Source organism: Sanguibacter sp. 25GB23B1, assembly GCF_040012415.1.
GTDB lineage: Bacteria > Actinomycetota > Actinomycetes > Actinomycetales > Cellulomonadaceae > Sanguibacter.
Genome location: NZ_JBDYKL010000054.1, coordinates 1 through 17,433 on the forward strand (window position 1 = coordinate 1; position 17,433 = coordinate 17,433).

Below are 17,433 nucleotides of genomic sequence, written 5' to 3' on the forward strand. Positions count from 1 at the left end.
CCCCCCCCCCCCCCCCCCCCCCCCCCCCCCCCCCCCCCCCCACCCGCCGTTCGACCCGATCCACCCATCACCATCGACGGAGAACCAGTGGCCGTACTGAGCCCCACGAGGGCCGAGAAGCAGCACGACGAGAGAGAGCCGGACGTGAAGCGCAACCAGGGCGGCATCGCCGGGCGCGTCTTCCAGTACCTCTCCGTCGCCGCAGGCCTGACCATCCTCCTCACCCTGGCGGCAGTCGCCGGGTTCCTCGTGCTGCGCGCGTGGCCCGCGCTGACCGCCAGCCCCGAAGAGCTGCAGGAGATCTCCTGGTTCCAGGGAGACTCGCTGCTGGCCTACGTCGGACCGCTGATCTTCGGCACGCTGCTCGCGTCGCTGCTCGCGCTCCTCATCGCCGTCCCGCTCTCGGTCGGGATCGCGCTCTTCATCTCACACTATGCGCCGCGCGCCCTCGCGCAGGCGCTCGGGTACGTCATCGACCTCCTCGCGGCCATCCCGTCGGTCGTCTACGGCTTGTGGGGTGCGTTGTGGCTCGCCCCGACGCTCGACCCGATCTTCCGGTGGATGACCGACTTCCTCGGCTTCATCCCGCTGTTCGAGGGGTACCAGCCTCCGGCGAAGAACATTCTCACCGCGTCGGTCGTCCTCGCGGTCATGATCCTCCCGATCATCACCGCGGTCACTCGTGAGGTCTTCCTCCAGACGCCCGTCCTGCACGAGGAGGCTGCGCTCGCACTGGGCGCTACGCGCTGGGAGATGGTCCGCATGGCCGTCATCCCGTTCGGCCGCTCGGGCGTCATCAGCGCCTCCATGCTCGGACTCGGCCGCGCGCTCGGCGAGACGATGGCAGTCCTCATGATCCTGTCCCCAGGATTCCTGTACTCCTTCTTCCTGCTCAAGCCGGGACAGCACCAGTCGATCGCGGCGAACATCGCCTCGAAGTTCCCGGAGGCGTCCGGGCTGTCCGTCAGTGCGCTCATCGCGACCGGCCTCGCGCTGTTCGTGATCACCCTCGCCGTCAACATGTTCGCGCGGTGGATCATCTCCCGCCGCAGCGAGTTCTCTGGAGCCAACTGATGACGACCACGACCGTCGACCCCCTCGCGGGGACGCAGACCTCAGCTCGCCGCAGGCTCCCCACCTGGTCGCCGTGGGCGTTCGCGGCCGGCGCGCTCGTCCTCGCCTTCCTGCTCATGCTCGTGCTCGGGAGCCCCACGGTCGCGACCGTGGTCGCCACCGCGATCGTGCTCTACGCCGTCGGGCTGACCGTGACGTCCCGCGTGGTCGAGGGCGAGCGCCGTGCCACGGACCGCCTGGCCACGACACTCGTGACGCTGGCGTTCGGCGTGGCGCTCATCCCGCTCATCTCCCTGCTGTGGACGGTCGTCAAGGAAGGGTCCAAGCAGTTCAGCGTCACCTTCCTCAACACCAACATGGTGGGTGTCTACGGTCAGATGACCGAGGGTGGCGTCTACCACGCGATCATGGGGACCCTCCTCATCACGCTCGCCGCGGCGGTCATCTCGGTCCCCATCGGGCTCCTGACCGCGATCTACCTCGTCGAGTACGGGCAGGGCCACCTCGCCCGCAGCATCACGTTCCTCGTCGACGTCATGACCGGGATCCCGTCGATCGTCGCGGGTCTGTTCGCCTTCACGCTCTTCACCATGGTGTTCGGCCCGGCCTACCGGTCCGGTCTCATGGGTGCGGCCGCACTCTCGGTCCTCATGATCCCGGTGGTCATCCGGTCGGTGGAGGAGATGCTGCGTCTCGTCCCGAACGAGCTGCGCGAGGCCGCGTACGCGCTCGGCGTGCCGAAGTACCTGACGATCATCAAGGTCGTCCTGCGCACGGCCGTCGCGGGGATCGTCACCGGAGTCATGCTCGCCGTCGCCCGCGTCATCGGCGAGACAGCCCCGCTGCTGCTCACCGTCGGGATCATCGCGGACGTCAACTGGGACCTCTTCGACGGCCGCATGGCGACGCTCCCGGTGTACGCCTACCGTCAGTACTCACAGGGCGGCATCGGTGTCGACCGGGCCTGGGCCGCCGCACTGACACTCATCGCGATCGTCATGATCCTCAACGTCGTCGCCCGGCTCGTGAGCCGGTACTTCTCGCCCAAGGCGACCCGTTGACCGGCGGCCGCCCGACTCACCCCGCACCGTCCGCCGTCACCGCCTCCGCACCGGCGAGCACCCTGAAAGGAACCACGTGTCCAAGCGCATCGACGTCAGCGACCTGAACGTCTACTACAGCGATTTCCTCGCCGTGGCTGACGTGTCCATGGCCATCGAGGAGCGTTCCGTCACGGCGCTCATCGGCCCGTCGGGCTGCGGGAAGTCCACCTTCCTCCGCACGCTCAACCGCATGCACGAGGTCATCCCCGGCGCGCGTGTCGAGGGCAAGGCCGTCATGGACGGTCGGGACCTCTACGCGCCGGAGGTCGACCCGGTCGAGGTCCGACGCCAGGTCGGCATGGTCTTCCAGCGGCCGAACCCGTTCCCGACGATGTCCATCGAAGAGAACGTCCTCGCGGGCGTCCGGTTGAACAACCGTCGTATCTCGAAGTCCGACGCGTCGGACCTCGTCGAGTCGTCGCTGCAGGGCGCCAACCTGTGGAACGAGGTGAAGGACCGCCTCGGTCGCCCGGGGTCGTCCCTCTCCGGCGGACAGCAGCAGCGTCTGTGCATCGCACGCGCGATCGCGGTGAAGCCGGACATCCTCCTCATGGACGAGCCCTGCTCGGCGCTCGACCCGATCTCCACGCTCGCCATCGAGGACCTCATGGCCGAGCTCAAGGACGAGTACACGATCGTCATCGTCACCCACAACATGCAGCAGGCGGCTCGCGTGAGCGACCGCACCGCCTTCTTCAACATCGCGGGGACGGGCAAGCCCGGCCGTCTCATCGAGATGGACGAGACCTCGACCATGTTCTCTTCGCCGACTCAGAAGGCGACCGAGGACTACATTTCCGGTCGTTTCGGGTGACCTGCGCCCGCACGAGCCGCTGAGCACGACGAGGGCCGGCCTCCCCTGGGGGAGACCGGCCCTCGTGCGCTTCCTGCGGTTGGCGCCGCTGCTGCGGTCCTCTCAGCGGTCGGCCCGCGGACGGCCGTGCGCCTACTCGGTCGGGACCGAGTCCGCGTACTCGCCGAGCGTGCCGTCGAGCACCGGCACGTAGACGTCGACGCTCTCGCCGGAGGCGTCGGTCAACGTCACGGGGAGGTTCGCGCCCGTCGCGACCGGGACGCTCGCGATGTCTTCGCGCTCGCCGTCCGCCGAGAAGTTGACGGTCTGTCCGGCGTCGAGCCGCACGGGGATCTCGATCGAGCCGTCCTGTGCGGTGATCGTCAACGTGGAGGACTCCGTCGCCGAGCTGCTCACAGCGCCGAGGAGGCGCCCGGCGGCTCCGTCGCCCTCGCTGATGATCATGAGGTTGAGGACCTCGAGGTCGCCCACCTGTGCGCGAATGCCGTCGGAGGCCGCGTACGGCTCGTCCGTCGTGATCGGCGAGCACGCGGAGAGCGCGAGGGCGAGACCTGCGACGCCGAGGGCGAGCGCTGGACGGGGCAAGGTCTTCTGGCGCATCTGGTGAACTCCTGTAGTCGCGTGCGGGCCTCGCGTGGCGGCTTCCGGCTGCTCAGCCCGCGACGACCGGCGCGGGCCATATCCTCCCGATCGTACCGGTCCACCGGTCTTCCACGCGCCCTCGACGCTGTGGTCGCAGCCACAGCGCGGGGCCCGACCCGGGCCGCGCTCGAGTGTCCTCGCGCGTGATACCTGACGACCGCCCCGGAATTCCAACGTTCTGACGTGGTAAGATGGGCATCCGCGAAAGGGGACTTCCACAGATGACGTTCACAGTTGGGGAGACCGTTGTCTACCCGCACCACGGTGCCGCTCTTATCGAAGAGATCAAGACCAGAACAGTCCGTGGCGAGGACAAGATCTACCTCAAGCTCAAGGTTGCGCAGGGAGATCTGACGATCGAGGTGCCAGCGGACAACGTCGACCTCGTCGGAGTCCGTGACGTCGTGGGCCAGGAGGGTCTCGACCGCGTGTTCGAGGTCCTGCGCGCCCCGTACACGGAAGAACCGACGAACTGGTCGCGTCGGTACAAGGCCAACGTCGAGAAGATCGCGTCCGGTGACGTGATCAAGGTCGCTGAGGTCGTCCGCGACCTCTCGCGCCGGGATGCAGATCGTGGCCTCTCGGCCGGCGAGAAGCGCATGCTAGCTCGTGCTCGTCAGATCCTCGTGTCGGAGCTCGCACTCGCCGAGCACACCGAAGAGGAGAAGGCCGAAGCGATCCTCGACGAGGTCCTCGCATCCTGAGTGCACCGACGTTCGACGAGCACCACCCCGTGACGGCGACCATGGCCTCCGTCGCCATCCTGACGGCTGCCGGTTCCGGCAGCCGTCTTGGTTTTGGCTACCCGAAGGCGCTCGTCGAGCTCGCCGGCCGGACGCTCCTGGCGCACGCGGCGTTGGGGCTGGCATCGACCGGTGAGGTCTGCCGCATCGTCGTGACGGCGCCCGTCGACCATGTCGCAGCTTTCGAGGACGTCCTCCGGTCGACGTCCGAGCTGACGGTCCCGTGGGAGGTCGTCCCCGGCGGAGCGACGCGGCAGGCCTCCGTGGCGGCCGGGATCGCAGCGCTCGAGCGAGAAGCCGCAGGACACCCGGCCTACGAGGTCGTCCTCGTGCACGACGCGGCGCGTCCGCTGGCCCCGGCAGAGATGATGCAGCGCATCATCGAGACCGTGCGTGCCGGATACAGCGCGGTGATCCCCGGATACGCGGTGACCGACACGATGAAGCTCGTCGCGCCCGCGCTCGATGCCAGCGGGCCGGAGCTCGTCGCGGGCACCGCGGACCGTTCGTCGCTGCGTGCGGTCCAGACGCCTCAGGGCTTCACCTGGGACCTGCTCGTCCGCGCACACGCGGCGGGCGTCGACCGAGCGCGCTCCGAGGAGACCGCCGCGACGGACGACGCGACCCTCGTCGAGGCCGTGGGCGAGACGGTATGGGTCGTCGAGGGCCACTCGGCAGCCCTGAAGATCACGACGGCGCACGACCTCGCCGTGGCGAGACTGCTCGCGAGCGATCTCGCCGCGGGGCAGACCGACGCTCCCGGTGCGACGGACGGAGCCCGGTGACCGTCCTGCCGCGCACCGGCCTCGGTGTGGACGTCCACGCCTTCGCTCCAGCCGACGCACCGCGTGAGCTCTGGGTCGCCGGGCTGTACTGGCCGGACGAGCAGGGGCTCGCGGGCCACTCGGACGCCGACGTCGTCGCCCACGCCGCGGCGGACGCGCTCTTCTCCGCCGCCGGGCTCGGTGACCTCGGCTCCAACTTCGGCACGAGCGCCCCGGAGTGGGCCGACGCCGCGGGGGCCGCGCTGCTCGCCGAGGCGGCCGCGCGGGTCCGGGCTGCCGGGTTCGAGATCGGCAACGTCGCCGTCCAGCTCGTCGGCAACCGACCGCGACTGGGCACGCGTCGCGCCGAGGCGCAGGTCGCGCTCAGCGCCGCGGCAGGAGCGCCGGTGACGGTCACGGCGACGACGACCGACGGGCTCGGCCTCACCGGCCGAGGAGAGGGCCTGGCCGCCATCGCCACGGCGCTCGTCGTGCCGGTCTAGAAACCGTCGCATCCCGGTGCGATCCTGAGAGGTGCACCGATCAGCCGCGACGAAGGAGTCGTTCATGAGCACCATCACGCCCTGCCTGTGGTTCGGCACCGAGGCCGAGGACGCCGCCACGTTCTACGTGTCCATCTTCAAGAACTCGCGGATCGGCGACGTCTCCCGGTATGGCGAGGGCGGCCCGCTCCCCGCGGGAACAGCCATCCTCGTCGAGCTCGAGCTCGACGGACGCCCCTTCCAGGCGCTCAACGGCGGCCCGCCGTCCGCGTTCACCGAGGCGGTGTCCTTCGCCGTCGAGGTCGAGGGCCAGGACGAGCTCGACCGGATCTGGGACGCTCTCCTGAGCGACGGTGGCTCCCCCTCGCAGTGCGGCTGGCTCAAGGACAGGTTCGGCGTGTCGTGGCAGGTCGTCCCCGTCCAGCTCAAGTCCCTGCTCTCCGACCCGGACCCCGTGCGGTCGCAGCGTGTCATGGAGGCGATGCTTCCGATGGTCAAGATCTCGATCCCGGACCTCCAGGCCGCGTACGACGGGTAGGCCCCGGGAGGGCCGGTGGGGTTCTCGCCTGTGCGACCGGGTGCGTCCACCCACTGGGTCAAGAGTCCTCCACGCCCATCGGTGCAGCATGATGAGGTGGTTGCGGGGGACGAGACCGAGGAGGGCACTATGGGATGGACGCTCGACGAGCGCCGGGACCGGGTCGTCGACGCGGCGTTGGAGCTTGCGGCCGACCAAGGTGTCGAGCACGTGAACCTGCGGGCGGCGGCGCACGCCGCCGGGATGTCCTGGGACGCGGCGCACGGCAGCTTCGACGACCACGCGGACCTGCTCCAGGCGATGAGTGCATCGCTGGGCAGGCGGCACATCGGCCTCGAGGCCGTCGATCTCGACGTGCCGGGGTCGCTCGGTGAAGCGCTCGAGTCGATCGCGTTGCAGCTGTGGGGGATGATGTCCGCCCGCAGGGACCTCCAGCTCGTGAGCTACGAGCTCGCGATGCTCGCCCTGCGTCGCACGATGCTTCGTCCGCTCGTCTCGGGTCGCTACGACCGCGCGTACGACGCGGCGCTGACGCTGCTCGGCTTCCTCGCCCAGCGGGACGGCATCACCTGGTCGCGCCCGGCCGAGGAGATCGCCCGGTTCGCGGCGACGTTCCTCGACGGCGTCTGCCTGGCCTGGGTGGTCGACCGCGACACCGAGCTGGCGGAGTCGCAGGTGCGGATGCTCGCGCAGTACCTCGCGACGCTCGCCGAGCCGTCCTGACACGTCGTCCGGCGCAGGTGCGAGGGGGTGGAGGCGCTCCCGAACCGTCACGCACCCGCGCCGGTTCATCGCACGAGGGCGCCCGCCGGTAACCTTAGGTCCGTGACCCTTCGACTGTACGACACCGCCACGCGTGATCTGCGCGACTTCCACCCCGTGATCCAGGGTGAGGTCGGGCTCTACGTGTGTGGTGCGACGGTCCAGGGAGCGCCCCACATCGGCCACATGCGCTTCTCCGTGGCGTTCGACGTTCTCGTGCGCTGGCTGCGCCGGACGGGCCTGCGGGTCACGTACATCCGCAACGTCACGGACATCGACGACAAGATCATCGCGAAGTCCGCGGCGGCCGACGAACCGTGGTGGGCGTGGGCCGCGATCAACGAACGCGCCTTCTCAGACGCGTACGCGGCGCTCGGCAACCTGCCCGCGACGTACGAGCCGCGGGCGACCGGCCACGTGACGGACATGGTCGACCTCATGGAACGCCTCGTCGAGGCGGGGCACGCCTATCAGGCGGGCGAGGGCGACGTGTACTTCGACGTGCGGTCGTGGGAGCAGTACGGGTCGCTGACCAACCAACGTCTCGAGGATCTCGCGCCCGCACAGGACGAGAGCGAGGTCAGCGCGAAGCGGGACCCGCGCGACTTCGCGCTGTGGAAGGCCGCCAAGCCGAGGGAGCCGGAGAGCGCGTCCTGGCCCACCCCCTTCGGTCGGGGACGACCCGGATGGCACCTCGAGTGCTCGGCCATGGCGCAGCGCTACCTGGGGCAGACCTTCGACATCCACGGCGGAGGGCTCGACCTGCGGTTCCCGCACCACGAGAACGAGCAGGCGCAGTCCCGAGCGGCCGGCTACGACTTCGCGCGGTACTGGATGCACTCCGCGTGGGTGACCCAGGGTGGCGCGAAGATGAGCAAGTCGCTGGGCAACGGGCTGCTCGTCTCCGAGGTCCTCCAGCGCACCCGGCCGGCGGTCCTGCGATTCGCGCTCGCTGGGGTCCACTACCGCTCCATGATCGAGTGGACGGCGGAGACGGTCGCCGACGCGGACGCCACGTGGGACCGTTTCCTCGGTTTCGTCGAGCGTGCGACGGAGCGGGTCGGGGCGCTGCCCGCGGACGCGGTGACCGGGGCGGAGCTCCCCGCTGCGTTCGTCGCGGCGATGGACGACGACCTCAATGTCTCGGCGGCGCTCGCCGTCGTGCACGAGCACCTCAAGGCAGGTAACTCGGCCCTCGCTGAGCGGGACGACCACGGTGCGCGTGCCGAGCTCGTCGCCGTGCGGTCCATGCTCGACGTGCTCGGCCTCGACCCGGCCCAGTGGGCGGACACGTCCGGCGACAGCCGGTACGCCACCGCTCTCGACGCCCTCATCACCTGCGAGCTCGAGGCCCGCGCCGACGCGCGCGCGGCCCGGGACTTCGCCACCTCGGACGCTATCCGGGACCGCCTCGCGCGGGCCGGCATCCTCGTCGAGGACTCAGCTACCGGCGCGCGATGGACACTCGCCGCCACACCTACGGAGGACCAGAACTGATGGCAGGCAACTCACAGCGCCGCGGAGCGGTGCGCAAGGCAGGTTCCAAGAAGGGTGCGAAGATCGGCTCCGGCGGTTGGGGCAAGCAGGCCCTCGAGGGCCGCGGGCCGACGCCGAAGGCGGAGGAGCGCCCGCACCACATCGCGTCGAAGCGCAAGGCTGCGGCCGAGCGTGGCGAGACGTACGAGAGCGGACGCAACGGCGGCTCGAGCAGCCCGCGTCAGGGCGCTGCATCCTCGTCCCCGCGCCAGGGGAGCAGCGGCCGGCCCAGTGCGGGTGGGTACGCTCGCCCCACCGGCAGCCGCTCCTCGGGTCCGAGCCGCGGCAAGCCCGCCAAGCGCAGCGGGTCGGCGACCCACGAGATCGTCGCGGGGCGCAACGCCGTCCTTGAGGCGCTCCGTGCCCGCATCCCTGTGACGACGGTCTACTTCGGCACGCGTCTCGAGGCTGACGACCGCACGCGGGAGATCCTCCAGATCGCCTCGGGCCGCGGCTACAACCTCCTCGAGGTCACGAAGCCGGAGCTTGACCGGCTCACCGACGACTCCGTGCACCAGGGGGTCGCGATCCAGGTTCCGCCGTACGAGTACAGCGAGCCCGACGACCTCCTCGACGCCGCGGCGACGGCCGGGGAGCGCCCGCTCATCATCGCCCTCGACGGGGTGACGGACCCGCGCAACCTCGGTGCCGTCCTGCGCTCCGCAGGAGCCTTCGGCGCGCACGGCGTGCTCGTCCCCGAGCGTCGCTCGGCCGGCGTCACCGCGTCGGCATGGAAGGTCTCTGCCGGAGCGGCCGCCCGGGTCCCCGTGGCTCGCGCCACGAACCTCGTCCGGACGCTCCTCGAGTACAAGTCTGCCGGGTGCTTCATCGTCGGGCTCGACGGCGGTGGGTCGACCGAGATCGGTGAGCTGGCCTTCGCGACCGACCCGCTCGTGCTCGTGGTCGGGTCTGAGGGCAAGGGACTGTCCCGGCTGGTGCGCGAGACGTGCGACGTCATCGCGTCGATCCCCATCGGGTCCGAGGTCGAGTCCCTCAACGCCGGGGTCGCCGCCGGGATCTCGCTCTACGAGGTGGCGCGCACGCGCAGGTCCGAGGCCGCGAAGGCCTGAGCACAGGCCCGCGAGACGCCCAGGAACGCCCGTGGGGGCCGGTCTGACGAGACCGGCCCCCACGGGCGTTCCTGCACGCGTGCTGCTACTCCTGCTGGTCTGCGGCTTCCGGCGGGAGCCCGAGGATGGCCATCTCGTCCGGCCGGTGCCGGAGGACCTGGTCGACGTAGCTCTCCACAGCCTCCGACATCGGCACGTCGCGTCCTGCCTGTTCCGAGATGTACCACCGGTGGTCGAGGACCTCGTGGAAGAGCTGTGCCGGCTCGAGCTTGCGTCGCTGGTCCCGCGGGACGGCACGGACGGTGGGCTCGAAGACACCGGAGAACCAGTCGTGGGCCACGAACTCCTCGTCGTCGTTCTGGCGCTCCGTCGCCGCACGGAAGGCATCGAGGTCGTTGAGCAGGCGACGTGCCTGGTTCTCCTGGACATCGAGTCCGGTGAGGCGCATGAGCCGGCGGGAGTGGTGGCCGGCGTCGACCACCTTCGGCTGGATCTGGACGCTCGTCCCGTCGATGTCGGTGGTCATCTCCAGCTCACCGACGTCGAAGCCGAGGTGGTTGAGGCGTTCGATGCGGGCTGCGACGCGCCAGCGCTCGTCGGACCCGAACGACTCCTCTTCCGTGAGGGCGCTCCACAGCTCGTTGTACCGCTCGAGCAGCGCGTCGCCGATGGCGATGGTGTCGATGTCCTCGTCGAGGAGCTCGCCGGCCGCGAGGTCCATGAGCTCGCCGATGATGTTCGTGCGCGCGAGGTCCACGTCGTAGTTCCGCTGGCCGTTGCTCAGCTTCTGGTGGAGGTCGCCGGTCTCGGCGTCGACGAGGTAGGCCGCGAAGGTCTCGGCGTCGCGCCGGAAGAGGGTGTTGGAGAGCGACACGTCACCCCAGTAGAAGCCGATGAGGTGGAGGCGGACGAGGAGGACGGCGAGAGCGTCGATGAGACGCGTCGCCGTGTCCGGGCGGAGCGTCTGGCTGAAGAGGGAACGGTAGGGCAGGGAGAACTGCAGGTGCTTCGTGATGAGCACCGCTTCGAGCCGCTCACCGTTCTTGTCCTGGCGGCCCGTGATGACGCCGACCGGCTCGACGCTCGGGACGTCGACGCGGCTCAGCTGGCGCAGCAGCTCGTACTCGCGGTACGCGACCGACTCGCCGATCTCCTTGACCGCGATGACCCCTCCGGACAGCCGGACGAACCGCACGACGTGCCGCGACAGACCGCGAGGGAGGGCGGCGAGCACGGAGGCCGGCCACTCCTCGAGCGGGACGTCCCACGGGAGGTCGAGCAGGGCGGGGTCGGGTGACGCCGCCGTGATCTGGAGGTTCTGCGCCACGGGGGTGTTCCTTTCCGTGGGTCGGAGCGGGCCGGGGGAGCCGGTGTCCGCGCGGGCTCGTGCGGACAGAGCGAAGGGGGCGGGTTCAGCCTCTCGGCCGGACCCGCCCCCTCAACCTACGTCAGATGCTGTCGAGCCGGAGACCGGTGCTCGCGGAGAAGACGTGCTCCTGGCCCGCGCGGATCGAGACGTGGATGCGCTCGCCCTTCGCGGGTGCCGTGCGCGGGTTGATGCGCACGATGACCTCGTGGTCGCCTGCACCGGCGGAGTGGAGGTCGACGCCGTCGACGCCCTTGAGGGTGCCGTAGACGTATGCGTCGGAGCCGAGCTCCTCGACGATGTTCACCTCGATGGGGATCGCGGACGGGTCGGAGGCGTCGACGATGTCGAGGGCCTCGGGGCGGAACCCGAGGGTGACCTTGCCCTTGTCCTCGGCCGTCATGCCGGCGATGGCGCTGCGGGAGATCGGGATGCGCGCCTGACCGATCTGGGCGACGCCGTTGTTGATCGTGAACGTGCCGAGGTTCATCGCGGGGGAGCCGATGAAGCCGGCGACGAAGACGTTCTGGGGGGCGTCGTACATCTCGCGCGGGGTGCCGACCTGCTGGAGGAGGCCGTCCTTGAGGACCGCGATGCGGTCGCCCATGGTGAGCGCCTCGGTCTGGTCGTGCGTGACGTAGACGGTCGTGACGCCGAGGCGACGCTGCAGCGACGCGATCTGCGTGCGGGTCTGGACGCGGAGCTTGGCGTCGAGGTTCGACAGCGGCTCGTCCATGAGGAAGACCTGCGGCTGACGGACGATCGCACGGCCCATGGCGACGCGCTGGCGCTGGCCACCGGAGAGCGCCTTCGGCTTGCGGTCGAGGTACTCGCTGAGGTCGAGGATCTTCGCGGCCTCTTCGACGCGTGAGCGGATCTCGGCCTTCGGCTTGCCGGCGATCTTCAGGGCGAAGCCCATGTTGTCCGCGACGGACATGTGCGGGTACAGCGCGTAGTTCTGGAAGACCATCGCGATGTCGCGGTCCTTGGGCTGCACGTCGGTGACGTCGCGGTCACCGATGAGGATGCGGCCCGCGTTGACGTCCTCGAGACCTGCGAGCATGCGCAGGGAGGTCGACTTTCCACAGCCCGAGGGGCCCACGAGGACGAGGAACTCGCCGTCCTCGACGTGGAGGTTGAGCTGGTCCACCGCGGGGCGCTCGGTCCCGGGGTAGATGCGGCTGGCGTGGTCGAAAGTAACTGTAGCCATGGTGATGGCATCCCTTCACCGGCAGGTACGTGCCGGACGATCCGTAGTGAATGGGGTGTCTCGCTTCGCGTGGTGCATGGTGTCCGCGCTGACACTCGTCTTCAGTTGTGACCCCGGTCGTGGCGACCTGAGCCTGTCGAGCATCGTACACGCGCTTGTGTCAGCCGTCACATGGTGCTGCCGGCGACACCTGCCCGCAGGCTTAGGCGAGCGCCTGCTCGAGGGCGTCCGCGAGCGCGGTGAGCATCTCGGCCGCCTCGTCGGTGTCGGCCACCCGCAGGCGGGCGACGGTCTCGCCGGAGCCGACCTTCACCGTGAGGTCCTCGTCCCCGAGGACGGCGAACGCACGCTCGTCCGTCACGTCGTCGCCCATGTAGAAGACGACCGGAGCCCCGAGCTCGGCGCGCAGGTCGAGGAGCGCCTGCCCCTTCGACGTCTCGACCACCGCGACCTCGACGACGCCCTTGCCGCTCATGACGTGGGCGCCCAGACGCTCACCGAGCGCGACCGCCTCCGCCGAGGCTTCCGCGGCGGCGGCCTCCGCCGACAGGCGGGTGTGCAGGACGGCCGCGGACGGCTTGTGCTCGACCCAGGCGCCCTCGACCCGGCTCGCGACCGCCTCGAGCCCCTCGGTGACCTCGGAGAGCATCGATGCCTGCTCGGAGGTCACGGTGAAGGGCTCGCGCACGAGGTCGGGCAGGCGGGTGCTCGTGTCGTCGCTCGGGTCCTGCTGGATCGCGCCGCGCTCCGCCCCGTGGCTCCCGACGAGGATCGCGCCGGACGGTGCGTGCGCGAGCTGGGCCAGCGTCTCGAGATTGCGACCGGAGACGAGGGCGACGCGCACGCGGTCGTGAGGCAGCGCGGCGAGCCGGACGAGCGCCGCGCTCGCGGCAGGGGTCGACCGGGACGCCGACGGGTCGTCGACGAGCGGGGCGAGCACCCCGTCGAAATCGGTCGCGACGAGCACGGGCCCGGTCTGGGCGGAGCGCCCGAGTCGCTCCACGAGGCTCGCGACGGCGGACGGGACGGATTCGAGCGACATGATGGACCTCAGACGTAGGTGGTGCGGGACGGCATGGCGCTCAGGACACCGAGGAAGCTCTCGGACCACTTCGCGACGTCGTCGGTGAGCACGCGCCGACGCAGGCGGCGCATGCGCTTGCGCTTGTCCTTGGGGTCCATGTGCGCGCCGTGGAGGATGGCCTCCTTCATGCCGTCGATGTCGTGCGGGTTCACGAGGAGCGCCCCGGCGAGCTCGTCGGCCGCGCCGGTGAACTCGGACAGCACGAGGACGCCGTTGTCGTCGGAGCGCGCGGCGACGTACTCCTTCGCCACGAGGTTCATGCCGTCGCGCAAGGACGTCACGAGCATGACGTCGGCGGCGAGATACAGCGCAGCCATCTCGTCCGGCGGGTAGGAGTGGTGCAGGTAGTGGATGGCGCTGTGGCCGATCTCCCCGTACTCGCCGTTGAGGCGGCCCACGAGGCCCTCGACGTGCTCGCGGAGCTCCTGGTAGGCGCCGACGTTCTCGCGGCTCGGGCTGGCGACCTGGACGAGCGTGGACTTGCTCGGGTCGAGGCGCCCGTCCTGGAGGAGCTCGCCGTAGGCCTTGATCCGGTGCCGGATGCCCTTCGTGTAGTCGAGCCGGTCGACGCCGAGCATGACGATCTCGGGGTCGCCGAGGTCCTCGCGGATCGCCCGGGCACGGGCCTGGACCTCGGGGGTGCGGGCGAGGTCGTCGAACCGCTGGGAGTCGATGGAGATGGGGAACGGAGCCGCGCGGACGTGGCGGCTCGGCTTCCCGTCGTGCCCCTCCATCGTGATGATCTGGCCACGCGTGGTGAGGTCGGTGAGGCGGCGCACGGCGCGGATGAAGTTCGACGCGTCGCCCGCCCGCTGGAAGCCGATGAGGTCGGCTCCGAGCAGGCCTTCGATGACCTGCCTGCGCCACGGGAGCTGCTGGAAGAGCTCGAGGGGTGGGAACGGGATGTGGTTGAAGAAGCCGATGCGCAGGTCGGGGCGCAGCTCTCGCAGCATCTTCGGCACGAGCTGGAGCTGGTAGTCCTGGACCCAGACGATCGCGCCCTGCGCGGCCTGGCCGGCTGCGGCCTCGGCGAAGCGCTGGTTGACGCGCCGGTAGGCGTCCCACCACTGACGGTGGAAGGCCGGCGGCGCGATGACGTCGTGGTAGAGCGGCCAGAGGGTGTCGTTGGAGAACCCCTCGTAGTAGCGCTCGATCTCCGTCTCGCTGAGGGTCACGGGCACGAGCCGCATGTCGTCGGCGTCGAAGGGCTCCGCCTCGAGCCCCGCCGCACCCGACCAGCCGACCCACGCGCCGTCGGCGCTCTGCATGACCGGCTCCAGCGCCGTCACCAGTCCACCGGGGGACCGCTGCCACTCGACGGACCCGTCCTCTGCGACCGTCATGTCCACCGGAAGCCTGTTGGCCACCACCACGAGACTGAACCCGTCTTTACCCATGCTTGATCAACTCCTTGGAATCGGTCCTAGGGTATCGACACCCCGAGAAATGCGCCTATTGGACAGGTGTGAGGCGTGTCTCGCCTACGGTTGCCACATGGAACGCATCGGACTGGAACCTGGGACGGAGATCGGCGGGTACAGCATCGTGTCCCCCCTCGGCTCTGGCGCGATGGGCGTCGTGTACAAGGCTGTGGACGGCGGCGGGACCCCCGTCGCCCTCAAGGTCCTCCACCCGAACTTCGCTCCCGACGCGGAGATGCGCAGGCGCCTCGGGCGCGAGGTCGCGGCGCTGCAGAAGGTCCGTCACCCGTCGGTCGCGCAGGTGCTCGACGCTGAGGCCGACTCGGCCGAGATGTTCATCGTCACCGAGCTCGTCGACGGCCCGACGCTCGAGGTCGAGATCGCCAACGGCGGCCCGCTCGACCCCGTCGACCTGCACGAGCTCGCCGACCAGCTCCAGGGCGCGCTCGCGGCCGTGCACGCCGCCGGTGTCATCCACCGCGACCTCAAGCCGAGCAACGTCCTCATCAGCGACGACGGGCCGGTCCTCATCGACTTCGGCATCGCCCACGGCATGGAGGACGCGCGACTCACGTCGACCGGCTTCGTCATGGGGACGCCGGGGTACCTCGCACCGGAGCTCATCGACCGCCAGGACCCGTCCGTCGCGAGCGACTGGTGGGGCTGGGCAGCGCTCCTCGTCTATGCCGCGACCGGCCGCGCCCCCTTCGGGGTGCGCCCGCTCGAGGCCGTCATCACACGCGCACGCTCGGGCGACCCGGACACGGCGGGCCTCGGTCCGCTCACGACGAAGGCCCTGCGAGGAGCTCTGTGTGCCGACCCGGCCGACCGCCTCTCGGCCGACGAGGTCGTCGCCGTGCTGCGGACGGCCGCGGAAGAGGGAGACGAGCCGGAGCCGGCCGAGGACGCGACCGCCGCCGTCGCCGTCGCCCCGCTCACCGAGGTCGTACCGGCAGGGGCCGGGTCGCCCGGCTCAGGCCTCGCTGCCGAGCCGAGCAACGACGGCAGCACAGCACTCATCGGAGCTGTCGGGCCGCTACCGCCGAGCCCTGTCGAAGGCTCCACCGTCGTCATGCCCGTCGCCCAGCCGGCCGACGGCTACGCGCCCGGACCGCCCCCACCCCCCTTCATCCCCGTCGCCACGGTCGGGCAGCAGCCCGACCAGCCGTGGGACGGCCGGCCCCCGATCACCTCGACCCAGGACGTCCCGCTCGCACCGCTCGAGGCGCCGGGCTACGCCCGCCCCGTCGTCCGTCGCCGCACCGGCTCCGTCCTCGCGCTCGCGCTGCCGCTCGTGCTGGCCGGCGCCACCTACCCCGGGTGGACCTTCGTCGTCCTCCTCGCTCTCGTGCTCGTCAGCCGCTTCGTAGGGGTGACGCACGACGCCTTCCACTCACGCCGCGAGCACCGCGGCGTCCGCGGGTCGGACGGGGTGCAGGCCGTCGTCCGCGCACCGTGGCACCTCGTCCGAACGGTCGTCGCCACGGTGCCGTCGCTGCTCGTCGCGGCGAGCGCCGTCGTCGTGGTGGGCGGGGTCCTGTGGTGGTTCGCGAGCACGGACCGCCTCGTGCTCGGCAGCGGCGACCGGTGGGAGCTCACCGTCGTCGTCGGTGTCAGCGTCGTCATCGCCGCCGTGCTCATGTGGTTCGGTCCCGTGACGCTCCTCGCGCGCTACGGCGCGCGCGTGACCCTGCAGCGTGTGGCACCCGGCTGGCTCGGCAGCCTCGTCATCGTCCTCGTGGGGCTCGTCGTGGCCGCGTACTTCGCCGACATGATCGTCGACCGGCACCCGATCGTGTGGTCCCCCCTTCAGGAACCCCCCAGTTTCGGGTCGTAAACTGGCGGCTCTCACCGGGCCCACCTCTGCAAAGGTTGCGAACGCATGGTTACGAAGGACCCCCAGCTGTCGAAGGCGGAGCGCCGAGACGCCGCACGCGCCCAGGCGCTCAAGCTCCAGCAGGAGCAGCTGCGCCGCGAGAAGCGCACCCGTGCGATCATCATCGGCTCGCTCGTCGCCGGCCTCGCGATCGTCGGCGTCATCGTCTGGGCGATCCTGCGCAGCGGGGGACCGGACCTCGAGGGCATCGCAGAGATCCCCGCAGAGGTCGAGGCCCCCGCGGTGGCCAACTCCGCCGGTGGCATCAGCTTCGGAGCGACCGGCGAGGCCGGCTCCACCTCGGGTGACGACGCGGTGACCGTCGACGTCTACCTCGACTACATGTGCCCCAACTGCGGACAGTTCGAGGCGCTCAACGGCCCCGAGCTCGACGAGCTCCGGAGCGCCGGCGACATCACCATGGTGATCCACCCCGTCTCGATCCTCGACGGCGTCTCCATGGGCACCGAGTTCTCCACCCGCTCCGCCGCAGCCTTCGCCTACGTCGCGGAGAACGACCCCGAGCACGCGCTGGCGTTCAACACCGCCCTCTTCACCAACCAGCCCGCCGAGGGCACCGAGGGCCTCACCGACGAGCAGATCGAGACGATCGCCGTCGATGCAGGCGTGTCGGAGGAGGTCGCTGCCGGGATCGTCGAGCAGCCGTACAAGAACTTCGTCGCAGCACTGACGCAGGTCGCGTACGGCGACCCGGCCGTGACGAACGCGGAGGGTGGCTTCGGCACCCCGACCGTCGTCATCGACGGCGAGCGCTTCAACGGGAACTGGAGCGAGCCCGGCGCCCTCTCCAGCGCCATCGCCGCCGCACAGGGGACGGCCACCGTCCAGCCGTAGTCGCGACCGGTAGACCGGTGGGGGGGGGGGGGGGGGGGGGGGGGGGGGGGGGGGGGGGGGGGGGGGGGGGGG

Annotated in this window: 17 protein-coding genes; 12 read left to right on the forward strand and 5 right to left on the reverse strand. The window is 70.4% G+C overall.

Annotated features, from left to right (window positions below):
* Positions 1-144 precede the first annotated feature (144 nt).
* From pstC to pstB, 3 genes are all read left to right on the forward strand, one after another.
* On the forward strand, positions 145-1,074 hold the full coding sequence (pstC, locus tag ABKW26_RS19380) for a phosphate ABC transporter permease subunit PstC (RefSeq protein WP_348595726.1): 930 nt from the start codon (positions 145-147) through the stop codon (positions 1,072-1,074).
* Positions 1,074-2,135, forward strand: a complete 1,062-nt coding sequence (gene pstA / locus ABKW26_RS19385; protein ID WP_348595727.1) for a phosphate ABC transporter permease PstA — start codon at positions 1,074-1,076, stop codon at positions 2,133-2,135. The genes pstC and pstA overlap by 1 nt, the downstream gene beginning before the upstream one ends.
* Before the next feature lie 76 nt (positions 2,136-2,211).
* Positions 2,212-2,991, forward strand: a complete 780-nt coding sequence (pstB, locus tag ABKW26_RS19390) for a phosphate ABC transporter ATP-binding protein PstB (protein ID WP_348595728.1) — start codon at positions 2,212-2,214, stop codon at positions 2,989-2,991.
* A 132-nt stretch (positions 2,992-3,123) separates the two neighbouring features.
* On the opposite strand, the gene ABKW26_RS19395 is transcribed toward pstB, so the two are convergent.
* Positions 3,124-3,591: a hypothetical protein gene (locus ABKW26_RS19395; protein ID WP_348595729.1), complete on the reverse strand. Its 468-nt coding sequence runs from the start codon at positions 3,589-3,591 to the stop codon at positions 3,124-3,126.
* A gap of 263 nt (positions 3,592-3,854) precedes the next feature.
* Between ABKW26_RS19395 and ABKW26_RS19400 the strand changes: the two genes are divergently transcribed.
* The 7 genes from ABKW26_RS19400 (at position 3,855) to rlmB (ending at position 9,549) form a co-directional block, all read left to right on the forward strand.
* Positions 3,855-4,337, forward strand: coding sequence for a CarD family transcriptional regulator (locus ABKW26_RS19400; RefSeq protein WP_348595730.1), 483 nt, complete (start codon positions 3,855-3,857; stop codon positions 4,335-4,337).
* Between the two features lie 29 nt (positions 4,338-4,366).
* On the forward strand, positions 4,367-5,161 hold the full coding sequence (gene ispD / locus ABKW26_RS19405) for a 2-C-methyl-D-erythritol 4-phosphate cytidylyltransferase (protein ID WP_348595731.1): 795 nt from the start codon (positions 4,367-4,369) through the stop codon (positions 5,159-5,161).
* A complete protein-coding gene (gene ispF, locus ABKW26_RS19410) occupies positions 5,158-5,643 on the forward strand; it encodes a 2-C-methyl-D-erythritol 2,4-cyclodiphosphate synthase (protein WP_348595732.1) in 486 nt (161 codons plus the stop codon). The genes ispD and ispF overlap by 4 nt, the downstream gene beginning before the upstream one ends.
* Positions 5,644-5,707: 64 nt before the next feature.
* Positions 5,708-6,181, forward strand: coding sequence for a VOC family protein (locus ABKW26_RS19415; RefSeq protein ID WP_348595733.1), 474 nt, complete (start codon positions 5,708-5,710; stop codon positions 6,179-6,181).
* Between the two features lie 129 nt (positions 6,182-6,310).
* Entirely contained in the window at positions 6,311-6,904 is a 594-nt protein-coding gene (locus ABKW26_RS19420) for a hypothetical protein (RefSeq protein ID WP_348595734.1), read from the forward strand.
* 102 nt (positions 6,905-7,006) lie between these two features.
* On the forward strand, positions 7,007-8,440 hold the full coding sequence (gene cysS, locus ABKW26_RS19425; RefSeq protein ID WP_348595735.1) for a cysteine--tRNA ligase: 1,434 nt from the start codon (positions 7,007-7,009) through the stop codon (positions 8,438-8,440).
* Positions 8,440-9,549 (forward strand): 23S rRNA (guanosine(2251)-2'-O)-methyltransferase RlmB, encoded by a 1,110-nt coding sequence (gene rlmB, locus ABKW26_RS19430; protein ID WP_348595736.1) that lies wholly within the window; start codon positions 8,440-8,442, stop codon positions 9,547-9,549. Before cysS ends, rlmB begins: the two co-directional genes overlap by 1 nt.
* An 85-nt stretch (positions 9,550-9,634) precedes the next feature.
* On the opposite strand, the gene ABKW26_RS19435 is transcribed toward rlmB, so the two are convergent.
* From ABKW26_RS19435 to otsA, 4 genes are all read right to left on the reverse strand, one after another.
* On the reverse strand, positions 9,635-10,876 hold the full coding sequence (locus ABKW26_RS19435) for a DUF4032 domain-containing protein (protein WP_348595737.1): 1,242 nt from the start codon (positions 10,874-10,876) through the stop codon (positions 9,635-9,637).
* A 121-nt stretch (positions 10,877-10,997) separates the two neighbouring features.
* The gene (ugpC, locus tag ABKW26_RS19440) at positions 10,998-12,125 is read right to left on the reverse strand and encodes a sn-glycerol-3-phosphate ABC transporter ATP-binding protein UgpC (RefSeq protein ID WP_348595738.1); all 1,128 of its coding nucleotides are present in this window, start codon (positions 12,123-12,125) and stop codon (positions 10,998-11,000) included.
* Between the two features lie 202 nt (positions 12,126-12,327).
* Positions 12,328-13,167: a trehalose-phosphatase gene (gene otsB / locus ABKW26_RS19445; RefSeq protein ID WP_348595739.1), complete on the reverse strand. Its 840-nt coding sequence runs from the start codon at positions 13,165-13,167 to the stop codon at positions 12,328-12,330.
* A gap of 8 nt (positions 13,168-13,175) precedes the next feature.
* Positions 13,176-14,606, reverse strand: coding sequence for an alpha,alpha-trehalose-phosphate synthase (UDP-forming) (gene otsA / locus ABKW26_RS19450; protein ID WP_348595740.1), 1,431 nt, complete (start codon positions 14,604-14,606; stop codon positions 13,176-13,178).
* Between the two features lie 97 nt (positions 14,607-14,703).
* Between otsA and ABKW26_RS19455 the strand changes: the two genes are divergently transcribed.
* Both ABKW26_RS19455 and ABKW26_RS19460 read left to right on the forward strand, forming a co-directional pair.
* On the forward strand, positions 14,704-16,467 hold the full coding sequence (locus ABKW26_RS19455; protein ID WP_348595741.1) for a protein kinase: 1,764 nt from the start codon (positions 14,704-14,706) through the stop codon (positions 16,465-16,467).
* Between the two features lie 45 nt (positions 16,468-16,512).
* Entirely contained in the window at positions 16,513-17,361 is an 849-nt protein-coding gene (locus ABKW26_RS19460; RefSeq protein WP_348595742.1) for a thioredoxin domain-containing protein, read from the forward strand.
* Positions 17,362-17,433: the final 72 nt, after the last annotated feature.